10 protein-coding genes are annotated in these 10956 nt (G+C 42.3%); all 10 read left to right on the top strand.

The window, feature by feature from the left end:
• Window positions 1-49: 49 nt before the first annotated feature.
• The 10 genes from bamA (at window position 50) to ACJVC5_RS01710 (ending at window position 10900) form a co-directional block, all read left to right on the top strand.
• Complete coding sequence (gene bamA / locus ACJVC5_RS01755) at window positions 50-2377, top strand: outer membrane protein assembly factor BamA (protein ID WP_408097665.1); 2328 nt, start codon at window positions 50-52, stop codon at window positions 2375-2377.
• A gap of 34 nt (window positions 2378-2411) precedes the next feature.
• Window positions 2412-2921, top strand: a complete 510-nt coding sequence (locus ACJVC5_RS01750) for an OmpH family outer membrane protein (protein WP_408097664.1) — start codon at window positions 2412-2414, stop codon at window positions 2919-2921.
• A 19-nt stretch (window positions 2922-2940) separates the two neighbouring features.
• Window positions 2941-3981 (top strand): UDP-3-O-(3-hydroxymyristoyl)glucosamine N-acyltransferase, encoded by a 1041-nt coding sequence (gene lpxD, locus ACJVC5_RS01745; protein WP_408097663.1) that lies wholly within the window; start codon window positions 2941-2943, stop codon window positions 3979-3981.
• 10 nt (window positions 3982-3991) lie between these two features.
• Complete coding sequence (locus tag ACJVC5_RS01740; protein WP_408097662.1) at window positions 3992-4486, top strand: 3-hydroxyacyl-ACP dehydratase FabZ family protein; 495 nt, start codon at window positions 3992-3994, stop codon at window positions 4484-4486.
• A gap of 10 nt (window positions 4487-4496) precedes the next feature.
• The gene (lpxA, locus tag ACJVC5_RS01735) at window positions 4497-5300 is read left to right on the top strand and encodes an acyl-ACP--UDP-N-acetylglucosamine O-acyltransferase (protein WP_408097661.1); all 804 of its coding nucleotides are present in this window, start codon (window positions 4497-4499) and stop codon (window positions 5298-5300) included.
• Window positions 5301-5442: 142 nt separating this feature from the next.
• A complete protein-coding gene (locus tag ACJVC5_RS01730) occupies window positions 5443-6405 on the top strand; it encodes a Gfo/Idh/MocA family protein (RefSeq protein WP_408097660.1) in 963 nt (320 codons plus the stop codon).
• Complete coding sequence (lpxB, locus tag ACJVC5_RS01725; protein WP_408097659.1) at window positions 6398-7519, top strand: lipid-A-disaccharide synthase; 1122 nt, start codon at window positions 6398-6400, stop codon at window positions 7517-7519. The genes ACJVC5_RS01730 and lpxB overlap by 8 nt, the downstream gene beginning before the upstream one ends.
• Window positions 7512-8612 carry a tetraacyldisaccharide 4'-kinase gene (lpxK, locus tag ACJVC5_RS01720; RefSeq protein WP_408097658.1) on the top strand — a complete coding sequence of 367 codons (1101 nt, stop codon included), beginning with the start codon at window positions 7512-7514 and terminating at the stop codon, window positions 8610-8612. Before lpxB ends, lpxK begins: the two co-directional genes overlap by 8 nt.
• A gap of 36 nt (window positions 8613-8648) precedes the next feature.
• On the top strand, window positions 8649-9725 hold the full coding sequence (locus ACJVC5_RS01715; RefSeq protein ID WP_408097657.1) for a DUF3108 domain-containing protein: 1077 nt from the start codon (window positions 8649-8651) through the stop codon (window positions 9723-9725).
• On the top strand, window positions 9725-10900 hold the full coding sequence (locus ACJVC5_RS01710) for a glycosyltransferase (RefSeq protein WP_408097656.1): 1176 nt from the start codon (window positions 9725-9727) through the stop codon (window positions 10898-10900). Before ACJVC5_RS01715 ends, ACJVC5_RS01710 begins: the two co-directional genes overlap by 1 nt.
• Window positions 10901-10956 lie beyond the last annotated feature (56 nt).

Below are 10956 nucleotides of genomic sequence, written 5' to 3'. Positions count from 1 at the left end.
AATTAATTACATAGCTTTTTGCGTTATGGTTAGTCGAAGGATATTCGGGTTGAAAAAAGCTCAGCTTCTTTTTTTCATTTTTAGTTTTTTCATCGGAGTTAACTCAGCTCTTGCTCAAGAAATTATTGGTCCTATCCGTGAGATGTTCCGCGTAGATTCGATTGAATTTACTGGTAACAGAAAAGTTGAATCTGAAGCGATCCTGGAAAAAATCGGTACTCGCCAGGACATGATGCTTGATAACTACTTATTAAGAAAAGATCTCTCTCGTATTTATGAGATGAAGTATTTCGAAGAAGTAGAGGCCTATCACAAAATCACGGCCGACAAAAACATCCTCCTCTTTAAATTAAAAGAAAAGCCCATCATCTCTAAAATCACGTTCTCTGGTAACGATGAGATCAATGATGATGATTTGAAAGAGCAGATTAAGACCAAAGAATTTAATATTCTGGATATCTCAACTCTTAAGAACGATGTGCTCTTGCTTCAAAAGCACTACGAAGAGAAGGGTTACTTCCTGGCACTTGCGACCTATTCGATCAATGATGCTCAGAACGGTTCAGTGGAAGTAAAATTTAAAATTAAAGAATGGGACAAAGTTCGCGTTAAGAAAATCACCTTCCTTGGTAACAAGGACATTAAGGATGATGAACTTAAGAACTTCATGCAGACCCGAGAAGAATCTTATTTCTCGTTCCTTTCAGGATCAGGGAACTTCAAAGAGATCAACTTCCAGACGGACGTAGAACGACTTAAGTACTACTACAAGACTCGCGGTTACCTCCAAATCAATATTCAAAACCCAGAAGTAACGGCCTCTGAAGACAAAAAATGGATCTTCATTACGGTTCGTCTGCAAGAGGGTCCTCAGTTCTCAGTAAACAATATTTCATTCAACGGTGAGTTACTCTTCACTGAAGAAGAGATGATGGAAAAGCTGAAGCTGAAATCTGGCGATATCTACAACGAAGAAAATCTTCGTCAAGATATCCAGACCTTGACTGAAATGTATCAGGATAAAGGTTATGCCTTCGCCAACGTGCTTCGTACTCTTGAAGTGGTTCCGGGTGAAAACAAAGTAGACGTGGTCTTCTCATTTGAGAAAGGTGTGATCGCTTACTTCGGTAAGATTGTCATGAAAGGTAACACTAAGACCCGTGATAAAGTTATCCGACGGGAACTCCGAATTCACGAAGGTGAGATGTACTCCGGATCGAAACTCCGTATCTCGAAAGAGAACGTAAACCGTCTGGGTTTCTTCCAGCAGGAAAGTGTCATTTTCAATACGATTACGAGAAAGGGTACTGACAATATTCTTGATGTGGAAGTTTCGATTAAGGAACGTCCAACGGGTCAGATCTCATTAGGTGCTGGTTACTCAACTGCCACAAAAGGTTTCGTTCAGGCCTCAGTTGCCCAGAACAACTTCCGTGGGTTGGGTCAGAACATCAACATGAACTTGTCTTACTCGAACCGTCAGCAGATCTATAACGTAGGTTTCACTGAGCCATATCTATTTGACACAAAATGGACGGCCGGTGCGGACTATTACCAAACGGTTTCATACTTCATCCGTTCATTCGTTTACAAGAAGCACGGGGGAGATGTTCGCGTTGGTCACCCGATCTTTGAATACACGCGCTTGTTCCTGACTTATCGTTATGAAGACAACAAAGTTGATGACGTCATTAACGAAGGTATCGACCCTAAAGTTGAGAATGGTTCGGCCTCTTCGCTTCAGGCATCAATCATTCGCGATAAGCGTAACAACATTTTTGAACCAACAAATGGTTACTATACTTCTGGCTCAATTGAGTACACCGGTCTAGGTGGAACAATGCGCTGGATGAAAGCTGAGTTAGAAGGGCGTTATTACCGTCCGATCATTGGTGATCTCGTTCTCAGAACGCGTGTCAACGGACAGCAGCTTTTCAAAACTACTTCTCGTGATATTCCTCGTGTTGAGAAATTCTCGATGGGTGGTGCCCGTAACATGCGTGGTTTTAACCTGGAAGATATCGGTCCACGTAGACTTGCCCGAAACACTGATACTGGAAACTTGGAAGCGTTCAACTTCGGTGGTCTTTTCAGCTTCCTGACAACGGTGGAACTTGAGCACCCGATCGTGAAAGAAGCGGGACTAAAATGGGTTGTTTTCTACGATACTGGTAACGTTTGGGAAACTCGCCCTGGTATTAACAACGATTATTCTCTTCGTGCTAACTATGGTTTTGGATTCCGTTGGTTCTCTCCAATCGGTGTCCTACGATTTGAGTTTGGTTTCCCTGTTAACCCTAGAAAAGATCGACTTGGTGTACAAGGTGATAACGAGGCCGGTAACCAATTCAACTTTGACATAGGACAATTATTCTAATCAATGATAGAGTTTTGACTCTAAGGAGTTACATATGAAATTAGTACTTGGCTTGATGCTTTTGACTTTCAGTTTCTCTTCTTTCGCTGAAGTTCTAGTTGGTCTAGTTGATATTCAAAAGATCATCACGACTATTAAAGAAGGTAAAAACGTTCAAAAGGCCCTTGAGAAGTCTTTCAACGACAAGAAAGCTATGTTGAAAAAAGACGAAGACAAAATCAAGAAGGCACAGGAAGACTATAAGAAGCAAAGCATGGTTCTTGCTGAAGCTGCTCGTGCGAACAAAGAGCGCGAAATGCAAGAAATGATGATGAAGCTTCAAAATAAAACAATGGAATATCAGCGCGAAATCCAAAAGATGGAGCAAGATATGAAGAAACCAATCCTTGATAAGCTTCGCCCTATCATTGATGAAGTTTCTAAGGCCAATAAAGTTGCTATGACTTTCGAACTTTCAGCTGCACCAATCGTTTATGCTGAAAGCAAGACAGATCTAACTGACGAAGTAATCAAGGCCTACGACAAAAAACACCCAGGGAAATAGTCCCTTTAGGGAGTAGAAAATGAAACTCCACGATTTATCTAAATTCGATCCAAGCATAAAGTTAGTTAAGAATTCCGAGTGGCCAGAAGAGATTCTGGCCATTTCTTCTTTAGACGCTTTAACAAGTGGTGGAATGATCTTCATTAAGAACGCCAAGTTCTTACAAAAACTTGTTCCGGTTATTGATCAGGCAGTGACTTTAAAGGTCGGTGCTGTGGTCGATGAAAAGTTTTTTAATCTTGTGAATGCCGAATTAAAGGCAGAGCTGGATAAGCTTCCTTGGATTGCGACTTCAAATCAAGTTCCAATGAGTCTGACTTTGTTATCGAAACCTTTCTACGATCAAAAAATGAAAGGCGTGAATACACAGGTCGACGGACGTCAGATGGGAACAACTGATATTCATCCAAGTGCTCACATCGCTCAAAACGTTTTCATCGGTGAGAACGTTAAAATTGGCGCGAATGTTGAGATAATGCCTGGTTCTGTGATTCTATCTTTCACTGAAATTGGCGACGACACTAGAATTTTTCCAAACGTAACAATCTATCCATTCACGAAGATCGGTAAGAGCTGTCGCATTCATGCCAGCTCAGTGATCGGTAGTGATGGTTTCGGATACACTTTTCATCAAGGTCAGCATGTAAAAATCTGGCACATGGGTGGAGTGATCATTCACGATAATGTGGAGATCGGCTCAAATTCTTCAGTGGATATGGGAACATTTTCTCCGACAATTATTGGAGCTGGTACACGCATTGATAATTTCGTGCAAGTTGCCCACAACTGTAAAATTGGTAAGGGCTGTGTTCTTTGCGGACATGTGGGACTGGCAGGCAGTGTGACTCTTGAAGATTACGTTGTCCTTGGTGGTAAGGCCGGAGTTGGTCCGGACGCTCACATTGGTATGGGAACTCAGATCGCAGGGGCCGCTATGGTCAACGAAGGCGTGACTGTACCAGCAGGATCGAAGCTTGGAGGACATCCGGCGAAAGATCTTAGAGAGTGGATGAAAGGTGTTGCTTATCTTCGAATGATGTCACTAAAAGAAACTAAATAAGGAGTCCTGCATGTATATGAATAAAGAACAAGTCATGAGATTTCTCCCTCATAGAGATCCATTTCTTTTCATTGATTCAGTTAAGGAAGTTATTCTCCCTGAAGAACTTAAGGGACAGAAAGGTCCTTTTACTCCTGCCCAATTAATTGGTGGAAAAAGCATCTGTAATTTCAGAGTAGATGATTCAGTAAAGGTCCTTGAAGGACACTTTCCAGGAAATCCCATTCTACCTGGAGTTGTACAAGTTGAAATGATGGCCCAGGCCGCTTCGTTCCTTTGCATCTCAACTCTTACAAAGCCAATTGAAGAAACTAATTTAACCGTGGCACTGATTTCAGTGGACTCAGCTCGTTTCAGAAAACCAATCGTTCCAACGATGGACCTTGAAATTCATTCTGTCCTCACTAAAGTACGTGGCCCATTTCAAATGTATGATTGCGAAATTTACGTTGCCGGAGAACTTATGTCCCAGTGTAGCGTGATGGCCTCGCTTAAAATCGACTAAGGATTTTTTTATGTCTAAGAACTACACAGCTCACCCAATGGCCTTTATTCATCCAGAAGCGAAGATCGGTAACAATGTTCAGATCGGCCCTTTCTGTGTCATCGGCCCAAACGTTACGATCGGTGACGATTGTATTTTCCACTCAAACGTAGTGGTTGATGGCCATACTACCATCGGTAAAGGTAATAAGTTTTTTCAATTCGGTTCAATCGGTGCTCCTCCTCAAGATAACTCATATAAAGGCGAGCCAACTGAAACAATCATTGGTGATAACAATACTTTCCGTGAATACGTTTCTATTCACCGTGGTACTTTGAAGCAAGATAAGAAAACTGTGATTGGTTCTAATTCACTTTTCATGGCCTACTGTCACATTGCTCACGACTGTACTCTTGGCAACAACCTAACTTTCGCGAACTCAGTAAACCTTGCTGGTCACGTGAATATTGGTGACCGTGTAATCATCGGTGGTAACACAGGTATTTCTCAATTCGTGACTCTCGGCCGCGGAGCTTATATCGGTGGTGGTGCTGGTATTGATCGTGATGTACCTAATTTTTGTACGGCCATGGGTAACCGTGTGAAGCTTAAAGGGATCAACATCATCGGTCTTAAACGTCAGGGCAACTCAAAAGAGATCGTTTCTGAAGTTGTAGATTTTTACCGTACGATGGAAGCTTCTGCACTTTCTCCAAGAGCTTTCGTTTCACATCCAGAGCTTATGGATGAGTTTAAGAACAATGCGATTGTGCAGGAGATTGCTGCATTCATCAAAAAATCAGAAATTGGTATCGCGCCTTTCATGGCCGACTAGTTATTTCATTGGATTTTGAACCTACAAGTTCGTCGTATATCGTCTTCGATCCCTGCGACTTACTTGTAGTAGGCCTCGGGCCCTCGACTTCATCCTCCTGCTTGTAGGCCAAACTTCAATGAAATAGGGAACAGGGAATTTTATGAAAAAAGTAAGAGTAGCAGTATTGGGATATGGCCATCTAGGTAAGTGGCACTGCCAGAAGGTAGAGGCCCATAAAGACATGGCCGAGTTCGTGGCCATCGTTGAAAAGTTTCCTGCCGGTCAGGAAGCTGCGAAAGCAAATCATCCAAATGTAAAAATCGTAAATGATATCAGTGAAGTGATTAATGAGATTGATGCTGCCTTCGTGGTGACTCCAACTTCAACTCACTTTGAACTGGTTAAATATCTTCTAGACCACAACAAACACGTTTTCTGTGAGAAGCCAGTTTGTTCAAACGATGAAGAGGCAAAGAGACTTAAAGAAGTGGCAGTTGGAAAGAACGTTGTTCTTCAAGTCGGTCACTCGGAAAGATTTCACGAAGCGTGGGACAAACTTCGTGACACTTTTAGGAACACTCCAGTTCCTTTCACTGTGAAAATTAATCGCGTTGCTCCTTTCAAAGGCAGAGCGACTGATGTGGACGTAGTTCAGGATCTTGCTATTCATGACCTTGATCTTGTTCTTCACTTGTTCAAACAAAAACCAGTAAGCATCGATGCTCACGGTTTTAAAATCAGAACATCGAAGTGGGACCATGCCAATATTCACGTGGAACTTCAGGACAAGTGTAATGCCTATGTTTCAGTTGGCAGAAATGCCACGAAAGAAGTTCGTGAACTAGAAGTGATTTCAACTGCAGGAACTTATACTGTAGATTTATTCACGAACAAAATTCACCATGCCACTAATTCAAAATTCGCAGACGATACTTTTGTAAAAGAAGAGGGCTACGGAAAACGTGATCACCTTCTTCTTGAGCATAAGCACTTTTATGAGTCAGTTCTTCAAAATAAACCGGCCATCATTGGTCTTAATGACGGGATGAATGCGGTTCATCTTGTGGACAGTGCCCTGAAGTCGATGGAAACGAATTCAAAAGTTAAGGTCAGCCTTGCCTAGTTGTCTTCTGATCGCCGGTGAAAAATCCGGCGAAGAACATGCAATGAGTTTTTTTCCAGAGCTGGTTAAGCTTTGCCCGGACGTCCAATTCTATGGGGTCGGTGGTGATGATCTTAAAAAGCACGGGATGGAACTCGTTCATCATCTGAAAGACTTCTCGAGCATGGGGTTTTCTGAAGTCATTGGAAAAGTTCCATTTTATTTTCGTGCTCTTAAAGAACTTGAAAATGAAGTGGTGAAACGCGGAACTAAGACCGCTATCCTGATCGACTTTCAAGACTTCAATATGAGACTCGCAAAACGTCTTAAAAAGCGTGGAGTGAAAGTTCTTTATTACGTGGCACCTCAAGCATGGGCCTGGAAAGCACATCGTGCCCAGGTTCTTGCCGAAACGGTTCACACACTTTTTACAATTCTCCCTTTCGAGAAAGAATGGTTTCATTCGAGAGGAGTGGAGCAGGTGAAGTCAATTCCTCATCCGCTCATGCTCACCTATAAAGATCAACTTGGCCTAATCCCGGCCAAACCATTTGAAGGCATTCAGAAGAAAGTAAAACTGCTTCTCTTGCCTGGAAGTCGTCGTTTTGAAGTTCATGAGCTTTTGCCGGAATTCATCAAAACAGTAAAAATTTTGAAAGAAAGCTTTCCGGTTGAAGTTCACTTGGTGAAAGTGAATCACTTAAATCCGGCAATCTACGATTATTTTAAGAAAGACGTGGATGTTTGGTACGAGTCTGAAGAACTGACGAAGGCCATGCGCGAATGTCACTTCTCTCTGGCCGCGAGCGGAACAGTCACTTTGAGTACTGGGTTCTTTGAACTACCGACCGTAGTTTGTTACCGCGCTTCACTTCTCAACGAATTTATTTTTTATAATTTCATTAATTATCAGGGTCCAATTTCTCTCACGAATATTATTCATGGGAAAATGGTCTTTCCTGAGTTTGTACAACATCAGATCGACCCTCAACGTCTGGCCCGGGTAATTAGAACTTGGACTATGAACGAAAAGGTCTATAATGAGCTGAAGGCCACGCTTAAAGAGACGAAAAATCTTCTTTCTGGAGAAAATTTCTCAGTCCCTAAATATATGGCCGAGGTCATCCATGAATGAGTCACTTCAAAAGAACCGTGTAAGACTAAAGTCGCTGATTAAAGGCACTGCCTTTACTCCGCTTAGTATTTTGTGGGAGTGGGTGTATCGTGTTCGCCGCTCATTCTATGAGTATGGTGTTTTTAAGAAGGCGACTTTTAAAGTTCCTGTGATCTCTGTCGGAAATATCTCTTTCGGCGGAACCGGCAAAACTCCAACAATTGTGTGGCTTGCGGATTGGCTGATTGAAAAAGGGCTGACTCCGGTCGTTCTGACTCGTGGATATAAAGGTCAACTTGAACACTCTTCAGGACTTTTAAAATCAGGTCAGAAGTTTCGTTTGAATCCATTCGATTATGGTGATGAACCACTCATGATTTCAAACAAAATGAAGAAAGGTGCCGTGATCGTTGGAAAGAAGCGCGCTGAAAACCTGATGAAATACTTCTCTGAAGTTCATCCGGACGTTGTTCTTCTTGATGATGGTTTCCAACATCTACAGATCTTTCGTTCATTTAATATTGTTCTATTTGATGCCACCATGGCGCTGAATCTTTATAAGGTGGCCCCGCTTGGTTATTTAAGGGAAGGGCTTTCGGCCTTGAAAGACGCTGATGCCATTATTATTTCTCGTGCCGATATGGTCACGAAAGAGAAGCTGGATAAGCTCATTGGCACAATTTCGGAACATTTTCATCATCAACCACCTCTGGCGCTGACTCGTTATCAGCCACTGGGTGTGTTCGATGTACATGACAAATACATCTTCTCAATACATGAGTTAAAAGGTCTGAGAGCGATTGCAGTCACTGCCATTGCTTCACCGGATTCTTTCTATCGTTATTTAGAGAACTTTGGGGTTGAAATTACAGAGAAGGTGAGTTTTCCAGACCACTATTTCTTCACTCCTGAAGACGTTAACGAACTTCTTATTAAGGCCTCTCAGCAGTCCGCCATCATTCTGTGTTCTGAAAAAGACATGGTAAAGATGAAGCGAGTATCATTGGATAGCCGTATTCTTTTCACAAAGGTTAAAGTTGAGTTCATGAGTGGTGAAGCAGAGCTTCTTAAATCACTCAGCAAAGTTCTCCGACTTGATTCTCCTGTCCAGTAAACTACAATCTTATTAAGAGTTTACGAAGGACATGATTTGAAAATTGCATTGCTGTCGATTCTTTTAGTGAGTAGTTGTGCCACCTGGAAGCAGAAAGATTTTGAAAAAGAAATCAATAAGCCAACAGAAGAGGCCCAGCCTAAAGTTGAAACGACGAAGGCCGAAGAAAAAATCTTAGAAAAGTTTGAAGTCGTTCCCGTTGAAGAAGCAAGGCCTGAGGCAAAGGCCCAGGTCACAACGAAAACTCCGGAAAAGAAAACAAACCCGACCTCGACCAAAAAGGTTGAAAAGTCAGCTCCAGTAAAAGTGGAAGCGAAACCAGTCGCAACCAAAGCTGTTACAAAGGCGAAACCACTTCCGAAAGATTATCCTCCTGAACTTATTACGGTTAACGAAAAGGCGAAGAAGGTCTGGGATCTTTATAAACCGAACCATTTTGTAGATGAGAAAGTTTATCTTGATATTCATTATCTCGGCATGACCGTAGGTAAGATCATGGTGATGAATAAAGGAAAGAAGATCATCAATGATAAAGAAGTGTGGCATTTGCATGCGCGTTTTAAGTCGGCCCCGTTTTATTCAAATATATATGAACTCGATGACACTGTTGACACTTACGTAACCACAGAGAAGTTCCTATCAGTTCGTTACAGTCTGATTCAGCGTGAAACGAAGCAAGATGTTGATGATCTTCAGCTGCACGACCGCGATCAATTCAAAACGTTCTGGTTTTATCATCAGAAGAGATCAGACGGAAAAGTTAAAGACAAGAAAGAAGAAAAACCAATTCCGTACTTTAGTATTGATCCGTTCTCTGTTCTGTTCTTCTACCAGGGACTTCCTCTGAAAGACGGTGATGTTTATGAAATTCCGCTTATCAACAAAGGGAAAATTCTAATCCTTCGTTCTGTTGTAGAGGGAAGAGAGAAGCTTGAAACGGAGAAAGGCAAGAAGAATGCCATTCGAGTTCATGCGACGACAAAATACACCGGTGAAACTTTGAAGAGTGGTGACTTGTATTTCTGGTTCAGTGATGATCCTCATCGCACACTTCTTAAGGCCCAGGCAAAAATTAAAATTGGATCGGTCACGGCCGATATTGTGGACAAGTAATGCGCGAAAAGGTCCGTCTTTCCGATCTTACCATACTCTATGTTTGCCTCTCTGAAGAATGGGGGACAATAGAGCGCCGTTGTATCGCGGACGCAAGTTATTTTCGGAACATCGGTGGGGCCGCTTTTATTCTTTGCCATGAAAAATCTCTGGTGGATCGAGAGGCCGAAAAAGAGGACATTCCTCGTTTATATTTCCAGAATGATCTCAATGGTTGGCGTCCGAAATTAAATTTTTATTTTCAGATCCAACATATTCTCCAGAAGCAACAAGTGGATATTATCCATTCTTATAACTATGATTCGCTTCTTCCATTGGGAATGATTTTAAAAGGCATGCCTCACATTCCGATGGTGTTTACTTTCAATGAAGACATTCCATGGAAGAAAAACAATATTCTGGATAGATGGTTTATCTCTCGGACAGATTCTATTTTTACGTTCTCGCCAAATATTCGAGAACTCGCGGCCGAAAATTTCCCAGTGAATCCGAGAAAAATTCATGTGACGGGAGCAGGAATTGATTTTCCGGCCAAGATTATTCGTTCCGTTCACGCTGACGAGAAGAAAAAGATCATGACCTTCATTCCTCGCACTGAGGATGATTTGAAAAACCTGCGACTTTTCGTAGATGCCATTCCGCCACTTTTGCATCATCTGGGAGAGTTGAAGTTTAAGCAGAAACTCATTTTTACTTTTTTAACGGACATCTCTTGGTACACCCATCCTATTTATGATGGGCTAAAACGCATGATCCTCGAACGTCATCTCGAAATGCACATTAGTTTTGAGACGAGACCCCTGGCCTCTTCAAGCTTCCAGGACTGTGATATTTTCGTGGGTCTTCCGATGCACGAACTTTTCTCGGATCAGGACCTGTACGCCCTGGTCACCCAGACCCCGGTCCTTCTGCCTCGGACTTCTACCCGCCACCATCTGGTGAAGCAGGGGAAATTCGGGGAGACCTACCATCCTGAGGATGGAAGGGAGCTTCGGGACAAAATGATCAAGATTCTCACTAATTATCCTAACTACTTAGAGGAACTCAACGGGGTTGAATTGGAGCTTCAGGAACAGCACCATTTCGAGCGCTACGCTGAGGAACTCTATGCTCACTATGAAAAACTTTACACTCAGCGTCTGAGATACACACAGAAGCAAAAAAAGCTCGCTTAGTTCTACCAAATCACTTATATTTACCGCTCTCCAGTAGGAGAATTAATGTCTAAAAA

It is taken from the genome of Peredibacter sp. HCB2-198 (assembly GCF_045999315.1).
GTDB lineage: Bacteria > Bdellovibrionota > Bacteriovoracia > Bacteriovoracales > Bacteriovoracaceae > Peredibacter.
This window is presented reverse-complemented; position numbering and strand designations above follow the sequence as displayed.

What these genes read in the sequence shown, in the direction of transcription:
- ACJVC5_RS01710 (WP_408097656.1), top strand. Translation starts at nt 9,725, where the DNA reads ATGCGCGAAAAGGTCCGTCTTTCCGATCTTACCATACTCTATGTTTGC.
- lpxA (WP_408097661.1), top strand. Translation starts at nt 4,497, where the DNA reads ATGTCTAAGAACTACACAGCTCACCCAATGGCCTTTATTCATCCAGAA.
- lpxK (WP_408097658.1), top strand. Translation starts at nt 7,512, where the DNA reads ATGAATGAGTCACTTCAAAAGAACCGTGTAAGACTAAAGTCGCTGATT.
- ACJVC5_RS01740 (WP_408097662.1), top strand. Translation starts at nt 3,992, where the DNA reads ATGTATATGAATAAAGAACAAGTCATGAGATTTCTCCCTCATAGAGAT.
- lpxD (WP_408097663.1), top strand. Translation starts at nt 2,941, where the DNA reads ATGAAACTCCACGATTTATCTAAATTCGATCCAAGCATAAAGTTAGTT.
- ACJVC5_RS01750 (WP_408097664.1), top strand. Translation starts at nt 2,412, where the DNA reads ATGAAATTAGTACTTGGCTTGATGCTTTTGACTTTCAGTTTCTCTTCT.
- ACJVC5_RS01730 (WP_408097660.1), top strand. Translation starts at nt 5,443, where the DNA reads ATGAAAAAAGTAAGAGTAGCAGTATTGGGATATGGCCATCTAGGTAAG.